Genomic DNA, 15,045 nt, shown 5'->3' with positions numbered 1-15,045 from the left:
ACCGTTGAAACGGGTAAGCGAGCCTTTCAGCGCGCTGAAAAACAGGCGGGTTTCCCCGCCTGAACAAACTTACTTCTTAGCGCGCTCTTCGAGCATCGCCACAGCTGGCAGCACTTTGCCTTCCACGAATTCGAGGAATGCGCCGCCGCCAGTGGAGATGTAGGAGATTTTGTCGGCGATACCGAACAGGTCGATAGCCGCCAGAGTGTCGCCGCCGCCTGCGATGGAGAACGCGTCGCTGTCGGCGATGGCGTTAGCAACAATTTCAGTACCTTTGCGGAAGTTCGGGAATTCGAACACGCCCACCGGGCCGTTCCACAGGATAGTTTTTGCGTTTTTCAGGATTTCAGCCAGTTTCTGCGCAGAAACGTCGCCGAGGTCCAGAATCTGCTCTTCATCTTTGATGTCGTTAACAGATTTCAGGGTTGCGGTTGCGGTTTCAGAGAACTCGGTCGCTACGCGCACGTCAGACGGAACCGGGATATCGCAAGTGGTCAGCAGACGCTTCGCTTCGTCAACCAGGTCAGCTTCGTACAGGGATTTGCCCACGTTGTGGCCCTGAGCGGCAACGAAGGTGTTCGCGATGCCGCCGCCGACGATCAGCTGATCGGCGATTTTAGACAGGGAATCCAGAACGGTCAGCTTGGTAGACACTTTAGAACCGCCAACGATAGCCACCATCGGGCGAGCCGGGTTGCCCAGCGCTTTGCCCAGCGCGTCCAGTTCAGCCGCCAGCAGCGGGCCTGCACAGGCAACGTCAGCAAATTTGCCGATACCGTGGGTGGACGCCTGCGCGCGGTGCGCGGTGCCGAAAGCGTCCATGACGAACACGTCGCACAGCGCGGCGTATTTTTTGGACAGCGCTTCGTCGTCTTTCTTCTCGCCTTTGTTGAAGCGAACGTTTTCCAGAACCACCAGCTCGCCGGCAGCGACGTCAACGCCGTCCAGGTAATCTTTGACCAGGCGAACCGGGTTGGACAGCTTGTCTTTCAGGTAATTAACAACCGGCAGCAGAGAGAATTCTTCGTTGTACTCGCCTTCGGTCGGACGACCCAGGTGAGAAGTCACCATCACTTTAGCGCCTTGCTTCAGGGCCAGCTCGATGGTCGGCAGGGAGGCACGGATACGCGCGTCGCTGGTAACTTTGCCATCTTTAACCGGTACGTTCAGATCGGCACGGATGAAAACGCGTTTACCAGCCAGATCCAGATCGGTCATCTTAATTACAGACATGGTGAATCCTCTCGTTGATTCTTGATAAAGTTTTGCAAGCGCCTGAGCGCTTTACCTGAAACCTTGTGCGGCCATCGCTAACGTCGTGTCGAGCATCCGGTTAGCGAAACCCCATTCGTTATCACACCAGACCAGCGTTTTGATCAGGTGCGAACCACTCACCCGCGTCTGCGTGCCATCGACAATGGCGCTGTGCGGATCGTGGTTAAAATCTGTTGAGACCAACGGTAATTCCGTATAGTCAACTATACCATGAAATGCCCCCAGCGCTGCTTTTTGCAGCAACGCATTGACTTCACAGGCTTTTACAGGTTTTTTCACCGTCACGCTAAGATCGATTGCCGTCACATTTATGGTCGGCACACGCACGGCGATGGCTTCAAAACGATCGTTAAACTGCGGAAAAATACGGGTGATACCCGCCGCCAGCTTCGTGTCCACAGGAATAATAGACTGGCTGGCCGCGCGGGTGCGTCGTAAATCAGGGTGGTAGGCGTCAATCACCTGCTGGTCATGCATGGCAGAGTGAATAGTCGTCACGGTCCCCGATTCAATGCCCCAGGCATCATCTAACAGTTTAATGACGGGAATAATGCAGTTGGTGGTGCAGGAGGCGTTTGAGACGATACGGTGTTCGGGAGCAAGCTGGTCATGGTTCACGCCATACACCACCGTCGCATCAAGATCGTTGCCGCCCGGGTGTGAGAACAGCACTTTTCTCGCCCCGGCAGCCAGATGGGCTTCGCCATCGGCACGGCTGCCGTACACGCCGGTACAGTCCAGCACCACGTCAATATTCAGTTCGCTCCATGGCAGAGCGTCAATACTGCGCTCGTGCAGCAGGCGAATGGCATCGTCGCCGACAAACAATTGCTCACGATCCTGGCGAACATCCCAGGCAAAGCGCCCATGGCTGGTGTCATATTTCAACAAATGCGCGATGCCCGCAGCATCCGCCAGTTCATTGATTGCCACCACGGTGATTTCCGCACGACGTCCGGATTCATACAGAGCACGAACCACGTTACGTCCAATGCGACCGAAGCCATTAATCGCTACGCGTACGGTCATAGGTCTCCTGCAAGGCTATCCCTGAGTTGAGGTGGCTGACAGAGTAATCCAGCAACGCACCGAGGGGAATCCTCGCCAGTCACAAACTGCGACTGATTGATTATTTGTCGAACGCTTAAGCAACTGAAACGCTTCAGCTAGAATAAGCGAAACAAGGAATAAAAGAAACGATTGTCCAGACAAACTGGACAGATATCTGACACAGGTCACATTTTCCCAGGCCATTCGCTAAAAAAATTATTCCAGTCGGGGGAATCGCGCTCAGTCCGCCGCCTGCCGGTATCCCCCCTCTGGCGTCATTTCCAGAGTGAGGTCGGCGCGTTGACTGTGTTGCAACACGCGATGCACGTTCGGCCCGTCGGTACGGGCATAAAACGCCTGCGCTTCCTGCGCAGAGAGGCCGCCCGCCTGCTTGCGCGCGATCAGACGCTGGCGCAGCAGGCTCTCCGGTGCACGGATAAAAAGGGTGAAATCGCACCATTCCCGTAACGTCCGCCATTCGGCATCAGTAGAGAGGAGCCAGTTACCTTCAACGATAACCACGGGCGCAGTCACCTCAATGACCTCTTCTACCGGGTCATGACGCTGACGATCGTACTGCGGCCAGCGGCCGTTGCCGTCGCGGATTTGCTGCAGGTTGCGCGCGAATTTTTCCACGTTGAAGGTCTCAGGTGCCCCCTTCTTTTGCCGTAGCCCGTGCGCGTCAAGCCAGACGTTATAGTGGTGAAAACCGTCCATAGGCAGCGTCTGCACCACGGGCAGTTCGGGATGTTGCTGCGACAAATACTGCCAGAAGGTGGTGAGGGTTGATTTCCCTGTTCCCGGCGGCGCGCTGAGAAAGACAATCAGGCGTCGATGGCCAGCACTGGCCTGCAGTCGCCCGAGGCGGGCGAGCAGTGGTTTGTGTACGCGTTCAATCTCATCATCATCGTACCAGGCGTTGGTTTCCAGCCCGTTAATCTGCAACGTTAAATTCACGTATCAAGTTCCTTAAAGATCGTCGCTATCGCCAGCGCCAGCGCCGTTTTGACCATCCCGACAAAACGCGTCTCGGACCAGGCGGCGAAATCGGCGAACTTCATCGATTTCAGCGCGCCGTACAGGGTCGCGTTTTGCGTAATGCAGTTTACGTTGCTGATAAAGTCCCAGGTGATATCGTCGGCAAAACCGGGAATATCATCCTGTCCTTTCAGGTACTGATAAAACTGGGAAAAATGGGTAATGTCGGCATACAGCCATTTATCCATCTTTCCCAGCGCATAAATCAGACGCAACGCCACGTCGATATCGTCAAGCGGCCCGCGCCTGGCGAGCAGCGGCTTCACCGCATATTCCACGATTTCTTCATCATTATTCACGAACAACGACGGCAGGAAACGCTTTACGGCCAGCAGCAAAATGTCATTTGCCTTCGCCATAAACGCGAGTAAATCTTCCTGAGCATCCAGTTGCTCCAGTACATCATCCTCTGTCATCGTCGCCATTCGTTTCTCAATAAATCACCAGGAATGCAGGGAGTCTATTATATTACACGTTCGGTCCGCGCCGCCGATCAGTAATGTTTGCGTACGCAGACCGTCCGCGCCCTGGCGTATTCCGTTCAGTAGCTCGCCGCCCGTCACCCCGGTTGCGCAAAAGAGAATCTCCCGGCTGGCGACCAGTTGATCCCGTGAATAGACGCGATTTACCTCAACGTTCATCGCGGCACAGCGGCGACGTTCGCTGTCGGCAATCCGGCGGTTTTCGACCGACTCCCCTTTCGCCTGGCAAAAATCAACCAGCTCGACCTGCATATCTCCGTCCAGCGCTTTTACCGCGCAGGCGGAGATAACCCCCTCCGGCGCGCCGCCGAGGGTGAACATCAGGTCATAGAGATTCTCCTCCCGGCAGGTCAGCACGCTTGCCGCCACATCGCCGTCCGGCAGGGCGAACACTTTCACACCCAGCCGAGTCGCTTCCTCAATCGCCGGACGTAGCCGCGGCTTATCGAGCGTCGCCATCCGCAACCTCTCCAGCGGTTTGTCCAGCGCCTGCGCCACGTTGCGCAAATTATCCGCCAGCGGTAATGCCAAGTCGATCGCCCCTTGCGCCCGACGGTTCACGACCAACTTTTTCATGTACATATCCGGCGCGTGCAGCAGCGTTCCGCGTGGCGCAAACGCCATCACCGCCAGCGCGTTGCTCTGGCCCATCGCCACCATCCGGGTGCCTTCGATGGGATCCACGGCGATGTCCACTTCCGGTCCAACGCCGGTGCCGACCTGTTCGCCAATCCATAGCATCGGCGCGCGGTCGATCTCTCCTTCGCCGATGACGACCCGCCCCTGAAACGCAATGTCGTTTAGCGCCTCGCGCATTGCGGCAACCGCCAGACCGTCAATTTTATTCTTGTCGCCGCAGCCGATTTGCGGCCAGGCGGCGAGCGCCGCCTGTTCGGTCACACGAAACAGCAGCCATGCCAGAGACATCATGCCGGTACCTCCCCGGTATCCACGCCGAAGTGCGCCAGCAGATGCCGCTCGGCCTTTTCGTTCCAGATACCGTGGGTCTGCGCCACCAGATCCGCCAGCGCCCTGAATAACGGGTCGGCTTTTCCCTTTTCCCCGAATTCAGCAATCGCCGTCAGCGGCATCGTCACACCGTTATAGATAAGCTTTTTACCGCCGGGAATATCGGGCAGATTCAGCACGGTATGCGGTACGGCATCCAGCCCGCCGATGTGCGTCACCATAAAGGAGGGCTGTAGCTGCCCGGTGGCGCTGAGCGCAATAGCCTCTTTCATATCCTCCGTCGAACCGCCGGAGGTCCCCACCACATGAGTGCTGTTGTAGTGCACGTTGTAAAAGTTGAACGGCACCTTGAACGCCTTATCAAGCGGCCCGGCGAAGAAGTTCAGGCAGCCGTCTTCCGCAAGCAGCTCGTCAGCCATTTCCACCACCGACGGCACGGCCGCATAGACGAAGACATCATCAAACCCGGCGCCGCCGGTCAGTGCGCGTAGCATCCCGACCGGATCGTCGTCATCACGGGTATTGACGTAAATAAGCTCAATACCTTTCTCCTTCGCCCACTCGACCGGCAACAGCGTCTTCGCCTGCGTCAGACGCGCATCGTCAATATCCACCACCACCACGCGCGAAGGCTGGATATCGCCATTAATGGCATAGTCAATAGCCCCAATCCCCATCGGCCCTGCGCAGGCCAGCAACGCCAGATTGCCTCCGGGTTTTATCCCCATTCGGTGCTCGTACACATAGGGCGTGGTGTGGTAATTCGCATTGTAGGCGCCAATAATGCAGCACAGCGGTTCCGCCAGCGACGCCGCCGCGAAATAAGAGCCGTGATACGGTAAAACGCAGCCCAGATTAATCGCCACTTCCGGAATAATCATATAGGTGGCGTTCCCGCCAAAATATTCATAGCTGTACCCTGCTGAATATCCGGTTGGCAGCCCCATTGCCGGTTGCAATACAAAACGCTGCCCCTTTTTATACTGCCCTTGCAGATTTTTTCCGACTTCGACAATAACCCCTGCGCACTCGTGTCCGGTAATAACCGGATGGTTTTCCAAATCATCCGGTACGCGCTTATGCTCACAGCCCAATAATGCAGCCTTCCAGGTGGATAAACAGACGCTGTCGGAAATCACGCTGACCAGCAGCTCATTATCGGTGATTTCCGGCAGATCAAATTCACGGATGCGAACATCCCGCTTGCCATATATCGCAGCGACTTTAGTCTTCATAATTAACCTCGGTGAATCAATGCTGGTGTTCAGCGGTAAGTTGTTTAAATAACGTATCCAGCTGCGGGTCACCAATATAGTTATTTATCAGCACTAATGGTTTGTCGGTTACGCGCTTTACCCGCCCTTCCAGACTTGCGTGCGTCACTATCATGTCCGCATCGTCAGGTACGTTTTCAATGGCGTAATGCTTCACATCAATGGTGAGACCGCTTTTTTCCAGACGCTTGCGAAAGGTGGTTGCCCCCATCGCGCTGGATCCCATCCCCGCATCGCAAACGAAAGCGATTCGCTCTACGCCGCGCTGGGAAAACGCCCCTTCCTGCTTCATGGCTTTGACGGTGCCAGCAGAGCGGGCAAACTCGTCTTCACTTTCCGCTGCCGCCGTTTTTTCCATCTTCAGGATGAGAGCGGTGATAAGGAAGGTCACCAGCGTACCAGCCGTCACACCGGCAATTGTCGCCATAAACGACCCTTTCGGCGTCAGGGCGAGATAGGCGAAAATCGAGCCCGGACTCGGCCCGGCAACCAGACCGCCACCCAGCATGTTGAACACCCAGGTGCCGGACATCCCGCCCGCAATCATGCCGACGATCGTCAGCGGCTTCATCAGCACGTACGGGAAGTACAGCTCGTGGATCCCGCCCAGGAAGTGAATAATCATCGCGCCGGGGGCAGAGCGTTTACTCATCCCTTTGCCAAAAAAGGAGAAGGCTAACAGCAGTCCCAGGCCCGGCCCCGGGTTCGACGCCACCATAAAGAAGATCGATTTCCCCTCGACGGACGCCTGCTGCATCCCCAGCGGGTAGTAGACGCCCTGGTCAATGGCGTTGTTAAGAAAGAGGATCTTTGCCGGTTCATTGATTACCGACAGCAGCGGCAGATAGCCTGCATGCACCAGGGCCTCAATGCACTCTTTAACAAAGTTGTTGGCAATCAGCACCGCAGGCCCAATGATTTCAAACCCCAGCAGGCACAGCAGCATACCGGCGATACCTAGTGAGAAGTTATTGATAACCATCTCAAAACCGGCGGGAATACGCTTCTCCAGCGCTTTATCAATATATTTAATCACCAGACCGCCCAGCGGCCCCATGATCATTGAGCCCAGGAACATAGGAATATCGGCGCCGATAATCACGCCAATCGTACCGATTCCCCCCATCACCGCGCCGCGCTTGCCGCCGACCAGATGACCGCCGGTAGAGCCAATCATTACCGGCAGCAGGTAGGTGATCATCGGTCCAACGATTTTGGCGAAATGCTCATTGGGCAGCCAGCCGGTTGGTATAAACAATGCGGTAATCAATCCCCAGGCAATAAATGCGCCGATATTGGGAATCACCATTGCGGTTAAAAAGCCCCCAAAAGCCTGGACCTTTGCACGAGCAGACTTATTTTCCATGATATTATCCTGTAAAGGAAACGGGAATTATGCGTGAGCAATAATATCCGCTAGCTGTTTTTCATTATGCGCGGTGAGTAATAAATTCAGCTGTTCTTCTTCACTCAGCAGTTCACTCAGCGCCTGGATTGCACCAATATGAGAATCTGAATCAGCCGCAGACAAACCGATTAATAACGTGACAGGTTCTCCGCCTTCAGCAAAAAATACGCCTTCCTTCAGCAGCGTTAATGTCATACCGGTTTTCATGGCGCCATATTCGGGTCGGGTATGCGGCATAGCGACACCCGGTACCAGAATATAATATGGGCCATTATTCAGCGTAGATTCTTTGATTGCTGAAATATACTGATGATTTATGTAATGATGGTTTAACAGTGGCGCCATACAAAGATCAACTGCACTTTGCCAGTCTGCCACTGATTTATGTATTGAGATTGAGGATTCAGGGAAATAGTCAATTAGCCGCATATGCGCCCTCTTCTTTTATTTTTAGGTACAGTACAGTTCTAAAAATAAAATACGCGTGGCACTTGCCGAAAGCAAACAGGGGTAGTTGATGAGACGTGACAGGGAGTGGGTTTTACGTTCTTATAAATATCAATGAATTAAGTTAAGAGTAATAAATTGCAACTATATAAATGTGACTTTAACTACAAATACATCAAAAACATAAATCAAATAATTGCAATGCAGATCACATTTTATCTATTGCCACTATTAATTTTAGTGATCTCGAACATTAAAAAGCCGGGCATTCGCCCGGCTTCAGATATCGCTTTTCGGATTACAGCAGCGCTTTCGCTTTGGCGACCACGTTCTCTACGGTAAAGCCGAACTCTTCGAACAGCAGTTCCGCTGGCGCAGACTCACCAAAGGTGGTCATACCGACGATAGCGCCGTTCAGGCCTACGTATTTGAACCAGTAGTCAGCAATACCCGCTTCCACCGCCACACGAGCGGAGACCGCTTTCGGCAGTACGGATTCACGGTATGCGGCATCCTGCTTGTCGAACGCATCGGTAGACGGCATGGACACCACGCGGGCTTTCACGCCTTCTGCGGTCAGTTTGTCCCATGCGGCAACCGCCAGCTCAACCTCAGAACCGGTGGCGATGAAGATAAGCTCCGGCTGGCCTGCGCAATCTTTCAGCACATAGCCGCCGCGGGCGATGTCTTTCAGCTGCTGCTCGGTACGGTCCTGCTGCGCCAGGTTCTGACGGGAGAGGATCAGCGCGGTCGGGCCGTCGTGACGCTCTACGCCGTATTTCCACGCGACCGCAGATTCAACCTGGTCGCACGGACGCCATGTGCTCATGTTCGGGGTGACGCGCAGGGACGCTACCTGCTCAACCGGCTGGTGCGTCGGGCCGTCTTCGCCCAGACCGATGGAGTCGTGGGTGTAGACCATCACCTGACGCTGCTTCATCAGCGCCGCCATACGCACCGCGTTACGGGCGTATTCCACGAACATCAGGAAGGTGGAGGTGTACGGCAGGAAACCGCCGTGCAGAGAGATACCGTTGGCGATCGCGGTCATACCGAATTCACGCACGCCGTAGTGGATGTAGTTACCGGCAGTATCTTCGTTGATGGCTTTAGAACCGGACCACAGGGTCAGGTTGGAAGGCGCGAGATCTGCGGAACCGCCGAGGAACTCTGGCAGCAGCGGGCCGAATGCTTCGATAGCATTCTGCGACGCTTTACGGCTGGCGATTTTCGCCGGATTAGCCTGCAGTTTAGCGATGAATGCGTTCGCTTTCGCGTCGAAATCAGACGGCATCTCACCCTTCATACGACGGGTGAATTCAGCAGCTTCCTGCGGGAACGCTTTCGCATAGGCGGCGAATTTCTCGTTCCAGGCGGACTCTTTCGCCTGACCGGCTTCTTTCGCATCCCACTGCGCATAGATTTCAGACGGGATTTCGAACGCCGGGTGTTTCCAGCCGAGCGCTTCGCGGGTCAGCGCGATTTCAGCGTCGCCCAGCGGCGCGCCGTGGGAGTCATGGGTGCCCGCTTTGTTCGGAGAGCCGAAGCCGATGATGGTTTTGCACATCAGCAGAGACGGTTTGTCGGTCACCGCACGCGCTTCCTCTACTGCGCGTTTGATGGCATCGGCATTGTGGCCGTCTACGCCGCGCACGACGTGCCAGCCGTACGCTTCGAAACGTTTAGCGGTGTCGTCGGTGAACCAGCCTTCAACGTGGCCGTCGATGGAGATACCGTTGTCATCATAGAATGCCACCAGCTTGCCCAGCTTCAGCGTGCCCGCCAGGGAACACACTTCGTGGGAGATGCCTTCCATCATGCAGCCGTCGCCCATAAAGGCGTAGGTGTAATGGTTCACGATATCGTGACCCGGACGGTTAAACTGCGCCGCCAGCGTCTTTTCCGCGATAGCCATACCTACGGCGTTGGCGATACCCTGGCCCAGCGGGCCGGTGGTGGTTTCTACGCCAGCGGTGTAGCCCACTTCCGGGTGACCTGGGGTTTTGGAGTGCAGCTGACGGAAGTTTTTCAGCTCTTCGATTGGCAGATCATAGCCGGTGAGGTGCAGCAGGCTATAGATCAGCATGGAGCCGTGGCCGTTGGACAGCACGAAGCGGTCACGGTCAGCCCAGGCCGGGTTCTGCGGGTTGTGGTTCAGGAAATCACGCCACAGGACTTCGGCAATGTCAGCCATACCCATCGGGGCGCCCGGGTGACCGGATTTGGCTTTCTGTACTGCGTCCATGCTCAGCGCACGAATAGCATTAGCAAGCTCTTTACGTGAGGACATTTTGACTCCAGATCGGACTGTTGAAGGCAACGCCAGAACGGCTTGACGACAGCGCGTTTTAGGCTACGCCAGAAAAAAGTGTGAACAATGTAACCCAAGCGACAAGGCATGTACATGGAGCATCCGGGTACCGCCTCAGAAATCTCTGGATCGTGCGCGCATGTTGCGCAATCCCCTCGCCTGCTTATCGTTATTTTCTTTATACTTTGCTTGAAATCCCACGACGCTATGCGCCCGGGATGTTTTCGGATTTTGATCACTCAAATCGTGCGGAAGATAAACATGAAACTTCGCTCTGCGTTGCTTGCCATTGGCGTGGCAGCCGCTCTGACCGGTTGTCAGAATATGGATTCAAACGGGCTGATGACCTCCGGCGCCGAAGCTTTTCAGGCCTACTCGCTCAGCGACGCCCAGATAAAAGCGTTAAGCGATCAATCCTGCAAAGAGATGGACAGCAAAGCGACCATCGCCCCGGCGGACAGTGACTACAGCAAACGGCTGAACAAAATCGCCGCCGCGCTCGGCGATAACATCAACGGCCAGCCGGTGAACTACAAGGTTTACGTGACCAAAGATGTGAACGCATTCGCCATGGCTAACGGCTGCATCCGCGTCTACAGCGGGCTGATGGACATCATGAACGACAACGAGGTTGAAGCGGTTATTGGTCACGAGATGGGCCACGTCGCCCTGGGTCACGTCAAGAAAGGGATGCAGGTCGCCCTCGGCACCAACGCCCTGCGCGCGATTGCCGCCTCAGCGGGCGGAATGATCGGCAGCCTGTCGCAGTCGCAGCTTGGCGATCTCGGCGAAAAACTGGTCAACGCGCAGTTCTCCCAGCGCCAGGAGTCGGAAGCGGACGACTATTCGTACGATCTGTTGCGCAAACGCGGAATTAATCCGTCAGGGCTGGCCACCAGCTTCGAAAAGCTGGCGAAACTGGAAGCGGGTCGCCAGAGCTCGATGCTTGACGATCACCCGGCGTCGGAGGAGCGCGCCCAGCATATCCGCGATCGCATGGCGGCGGACGGGATCAAGTAACCGTTGAACAGTGCCGGATGGCGGCGTAAACGCCTTATCCGGCCTACGCATTACCCTGTAGGCCCGGTAAGCCAGCGTCACCGGGCAACAGGTCATTATTCGCCTTTTTTCGCGGCCTGGATATACAGCATTTCCAGCGCCAACGTCGCCGCGGCAAGCGCGGTGATCTCAGACTGATCGTACGCCGGAGAGACTTCCACCACGTCCATCCCCACGATGTTCAGATCTTTCAGACCGCGTACCAGCTTAATGGCGCGATCGGTGGTCAGGCCGCCGATGACCGGCGTACCGGTGCCCGGCGCGAAGGCCGGATCCAGCGCGTCGATGTCGAAGGTCAGATACACCGGCATATCGCCAACAATCTTTTTCACCTGCGCAATAACGTCGTCAACGCTGCGATCGTTGACCTGGCCCGCGTCGAGAACGGTGAAGCCGTTGTCTTTGTCGAACTCGGTACGAATCCCGATCTGCACGGAGTGGTTAGGATCGATCAGCCCTTCGTTCGGCGCGGTAAAGAACATAGTGCCGTGATCGAACTCGCAGCCGTTGGCATAGGTATCGGTGTGGGCGTCGAAATGCACCAGCGCCATTTTACCGAAGTGCTTCGCATGCGCGCGCAGCAGCGGCAGGGTTACAAAGTGGTCGCCACCGAAAGAGAGCATACGCTTACCGGCCGCCAGCAGTTTTTCCGCATGCGCCTGCAGCTTTTCGCTCATTTCGCGGGCATCGCCAAAGGCATACACCAGATCGCCGCAGTCCACGACGTTCAGGCGCTCGCGCATATCGAAGTTCCACGGGAAACGGTTGTGTTCCCAGGCGAGGTTGGTCGATACCTGGCGGATCGCCGCCGGGCCATGACGGCCGCCCGCGCGGCCGGATGTCGCCATATCGAACGGCACGCCGGTGATGACCCAGTCAGCGTTGCTGTCATACGGCTGGAAGTTCATCGGAAGACGTAAAAAACCAAAGGCGTTAGATACCAAGGAGTTATCGTACTGATGACCTAAGGTGCTCATGTGCTGACCTCTTTTAAAATCGTCGTGTTTAAAAGCAGATGAAAAAAAATCCCCTCCGCGTCGTTAGGCCCGACGAGGAAGGGATTGCGTTCGTGTGTACAGCTTGTTAAGGCGATTATCGCCAAAATTTTAACCGGGTCAAGCCTCGGGCTTATTCGTCCTCGAGATAGGTATATCCGTACAGACCCGCCTCAAATTCTTCGAGGAACTGCTGCTGCAACGCCTCGTCCAGACCGGTGTTTTTCACCTGATCGCGGAACTGCGTCAGCAGCGTATTCGGGTCGAGCTGCACGTACTGCAGCATGTCCGCCACGGTATCCCCTTCATCGGAGAGCTCAACCTCGACGCTGCCGTCAGGGAAGACAAACACGTCGACCGCTTCGGTATCGCCGAACAGGTTGTGCATGTTGCCGAGGATCTCCTGATAGGCGCCGACCATAAAGAAGCCCAGCATCGGCGGGTTTTCCGGGTCGTATTCCGGCATCGGCATGGTGGTGGCAATGCCATCGCCGTCGATGTAGTGATCGATAGCGCCGTCGGAATCACAGGTGATATCCAGCAGCACCGCGCGGCGTTCCGGGGCGTGGTTCAGCCCTTCCAGCGGCAGAACCGGGAACAGCTGGTCGATACCCCAGGCATCCGGCATCGACTGGAACAGCGAGAAGTTGACGTACATTTTGTCCGCCATACGCTCCTGCAGCTCGTCGATAATGGGACGGTGCGCGCGGTTGCTCGGGTCGAGCTGTTTTTGCACTTCATGGCACATGTTCAGATAGAGCTGCTCGGCCCAGGCGCGCTCCTGCAGGCTGAAGGTGCCGGAGGAGTAGCCGATGTGGATATCGTGCAGGTCCATCTGGCTGTCGTGCAGCCACTCGCGCAGGGAGCGGCGGGTGCCAGGTTCGTGCATCTCCTGCCAGGTTTCCCACATGCTCTGCAGCGCGCGCGGCGCATCCTCCGCCGGCGCGGTGGATTCGGTGTATTCGTTGCGCTCCACGCCGATGATATTGGACACCAGCACGGTATGGTGCGCGGTCACCGCGCGTCCGGACTCGGTGATCACCGTCGGGTGCGGCAGGCCGTGCTCTTCGCAGGCGTCGCCGATAGCCCAGATAATGTTGTTCGCGTACTCGTTCAGGCCGTAGTTCACCGAGCAGTCGGACTGCGAACGGGTACCTTCGTAATCCACGCCCAGGCCGCCGCCGACGTCGAAGCACTGGATATTCACGCCAAGCTTGTGCAGCTCAACGTAGAAACGGGCGGATTCACGCACGCCGGTGGCGATATCGCGAATGTTGGCCATCTGCGAGCCGAGGTGGAAGTGCAGCAGCTGAATGCTGTCGAGGCGACCATGCTCACGCAGGATCTCCACCAGCTGCAGAACCTGCGTCGCCGCCAGGCCGAACTTGGATTTTTCGCCGCCGGACGACTGCCATTTGCCGGAGCCCTGAGAGGCCAGACGCGCACGCACGCCAAGGCGCGGCACCACGTTCAGGCGCTCGGCTTCTTCCAGCACGATAGCGACTTCGGACATCTTCTCGATAACCAGATAGACCTTGTGGCCCATCTTCTCGCCGATCAGCGCCAGGCGGATATATTCACGATCTTTATAGCCGTTACACACGATAACCGAACGGGTCATGCCCGCGTGCGCCAGAACCGCCATCAGCTCCGCTTTGGAGCCCGCTTCCAGGCCCAGCGGCTCGCCGGAGTGGATAAGCGATTCGATGACGCGGCGATGCTGGTTAACCTTGATCGGGTAGACCAGGAAGTAGTCGCCGTTGTAGCCATAGGATTCGCGCGCGCGCTTAAACGCGGCGTTAATCGAACGCAGACGGTGCTGCAGGATCTGCGGGAAGCAAAACAGCGCCGGCAGACGCTGCCCCTGGGCTTCGCGGGCTTTCACCAGCTTGGCGAGATCGACGCGGGCGTCCGGAACGTCCGGGTCCGGGCAAACGCTGATATGGCCCAGTTCGTTCACGTCGTAGTAGTTATTGCCCCACCAGGCAATGTTGTATGTGCGCAGCATCTTGCTGGCCTCCTGAGAGCTCATTGCCACCTCCTGCATAGAACGGAGTACACCTTGTTCGCCCGCTGACGAAGGCGAAAATACGGACATGTCGTCAGACATAGCGAACCTCAAATGTTGTCGAAAGTGTAAGACAGTTGACTACTATCGCAATGTCACACTGCGATAACAACCCATAAACAGCCTGAATGTCCAGCACGGTATGCTGAAACACCGTCTGTGCGACCGGTTTCTTGTTCATATGATTGTAAAACACGTACCCGGGGTTTGAAGGACCGCCCGGAGAAACCACGAGAAAACCCCTTTATAAAAAGGAGAGCCCTTGTCCAGTCCTCACAGCGCCGTGCCGGCCCTGGAATCCTGAGTAGCGCCGAGATGGGTATAACTTCGGCAGATTTGAATAGCAGAAATGCAGGTAATGGGGGACAAATGCACGCCAGAACGGCGCGACTGATTCAGCGAAAAAAGACGGTTCATTATCTCGTATCACCTCCACGCCAGCCTCCTGAGACCAGCGACAAGCCAAAGCTAAAAGTCCACTGCTTAACCCGGCTGGAAGTGGCGTCACGATAACCTGGTATCGTGCGCTTTTTTGATGAGCCGCGCGCGGCGTTTTATACCGATTCGGACGCCAAAATGCAAAATAAAAATGTGTAAAAAATGTCTCCGTCAGGAAATATTTCCACCCGCCGAAAAACGCCTTTGCGACCGACGTCAAAAAAAGCTGGA

14 protein-coding genes are annotated in these 15,045 nt (G+C 56.1%); 1 reads left to right on the top strand and 13 read right to left on the bottom strand.

What is annotated here, in order from left to right; genetic code table 11:
- Window positions 1-69: 69 nt before the first annotated feature.
- From pgk to tkt, 9 genes are all read right to left on the bottom strand, one after another.
- Window positions 70-1,233 (bottom strand): phosphoglycerate kinase, encoded by a 1,164-nt coding sequence (pgk, locus tag ENTCL_RS04140; protein WP_013364854.1) that lies wholly within the window; start codon window positions 1,231-1,233, stop codon window positions 70-72.
- Between the two features lie 51 nt (window positions 1,234-1,284).
- Window positions 1,285-2,304 carry an erythrose-4-phosphate dehydrogenase gene (epd, locus tag ENTCL_RS04135; RefSeq protein WP_013364853.1) on the bottom strand — a complete coding sequence of 340 codons (1,020 nt, stop codon included), beginning with the start codon at window positions 2,302-2,304 and terminating at the stop codon, window positions 1,285-1,287.
- A gap of 261 nt (window positions 2,305-2,565) precedes the next feature.
- Window positions 2,566-3,282 carry a nucleoside/nucleotide kinase family protein gene (locus ENTCL_RS04130; RefSeq protein WP_013364852.1) on the bottom strand — a complete coding sequence of 239 codons (717 nt, stop codon included), beginning with the start codon at window positions 3,280-3,282 and terminating at the stop codon, window positions 2,566-2,568.
- Window positions 3,279-3,788 (bottom strand): MltR family transcriptional regulator, encoded by a 510-nt coding sequence (locus ENTCL_RS04125; RefSeq protein WP_013364851.1) that lies wholly within the window; start codon window positions 3,786-3,788, stop codon window positions 3,279-3,281. The genes ENTCL_RS04130 and ENTCL_RS04125 overlap by 4 nt, the downstream gene beginning before the upstream one ends.
- Window positions 3,789-3,803: 15 nt before the next feature.
- Window positions 3,804-4,775 (bottom strand): class II fructose-bisphosphatase, encoded by a 972-nt coding sequence (gene glpX, locus ENTCL_RS04120; RefSeq protein ID WP_013364850.1) that lies wholly within the window; start codon window positions 4,773-4,775, stop codon window positions 3,804-3,806.
- Window positions 4,772-6,049 carry a zinc-binding dehydrogenase gene (locus tag ENTCL_RS04115; RefSeq protein WP_013364849.1) on the bottom strand — a complete coding sequence of 426 codons (1,278 nt, stop codon included), beginning with the start codon at window positions 6,047-6,049 and terminating at the stop codon, window positions 4,772-4,774. The genes glpX and ENTCL_RS04115 overlap by 4 nt, the downstream gene beginning before the upstream one ends.
- A 16-nt stretch (window positions 6,050-6,065) precedes the next feature.
- Entirely contained in the window at window positions 6,066-7,454 is a 1,389-nt protein-coding gene (locus tag ENTCL_RS04110) for a PTS mannitol transporter subunit IIBC (protein ID WP_013364848.1), read from the bottom strand.
- Between the two features lie 27 nt (window positions 7,455-7,481).
- Window positions 7,482-7,925 (bottom strand): PTS mannitol transporter subunit IIA, encoded by a 444-nt coding sequence (gene cmtB / locus ENTCL_RS04105; RefSeq protein ID WP_013364847.1) that lies wholly within the window; start codon window positions 7,923-7,925, stop codon window positions 7,482-7,484.
- 316 nt (window positions 7,926-8,241) lie between these two features.
- The gene (gene tkt, locus ENTCL_RS04100; RefSeq protein WP_013364846.1) at window positions 8,242-10,233 is read right to left on the bottom strand and encodes a transketolase; all 1,992 of its coding nucleotides are present in this window, start codon (window positions 10,231-10,233) and stop codon (window positions 8,242-8,244) included.
- A 282-nt stretch (window positions 10,234-10,515) separates the two neighbouring features.
- Between tkt and loiP the strand changes: the two genes are divergently transcribed.
- Window positions 10,516-11,274 (top strand): metalloprotease LoiP, encoded by a 759-nt coding sequence (gene loiP / locus ENTCL_RS04095; protein WP_013364845.1) that lies wholly within the window; start codon window positions 10,516-10,518, stop codon window positions 11,272-11,274.
- 95 nt (window positions 11,275-11,369) lie between these two features.
- On the opposite strand, the gene speB is transcribed toward loiP, so the two are convergent.
- The 4 genes from speB to ENTCL_RS24090 form a co-directional block, all read right to left on the bottom strand.
- Window positions 11,370-12,290 (bottom strand): agmatinase, encoded by a 921-nt coding sequence (speB, locus tag ENTCL_RS04090; protein WP_013364844.1) that lies wholly within the window; start codon window positions 12,288-12,290, stop codon window positions 11,370-11,372.
- A gap of 151 nt (window positions 12,291-12,441) precedes the next feature.
- Window positions 12,442-14,418, bottom strand: coding sequence for a biosynthetic arginine decarboxylase (speA, locus tag ENTCL_RS04085; protein ID WP_013364843.1), 1,977 nt, complete (start codon window positions 14,416-14,418; stop codon window positions 12,442-12,444).
- A complete protein-coding gene (gene yqgB / locus ENTCL_RS22630; protein ID WP_013364842.1) occupies window positions 14,411-14,557 on the bottom strand; it encodes an acid stress response protein YqgB in 147 nt (48 codons plus the stop codon). The genes speA and yqgB overlap by 8 nt, the downstream gene beginning before the upstream one ends.
- 92 nt (window positions 14,558-14,649) lie before the next feature.
- Entirely contained in the window at window positions 14,650-14,793 is a 144-nt protein-coding gene (locus ENTCL_RS24090; RefSeq protein WP_420805088.1) for a hypothetical protein, read from the bottom strand.
- Window positions 14,794-15,045: the final 252 nt, after the last annotated feature.

The organism is [Enterobacter] lignolyticus SCF1, assembly GCF_000164865.1.
GTDB classification, from domain to species: Bacteria; Pseudomonadota; Gammaproteobacteria; order Enterobacterales; family Enterobacteriaceae; genus Enterobacter_B; species Enterobacter_B lignolyticus.
The sequence above is the reverse complement of the archived record's forward strand: the minus strand, read 5'-3'. Positions and strand labels throughout refer to the sequence as shown.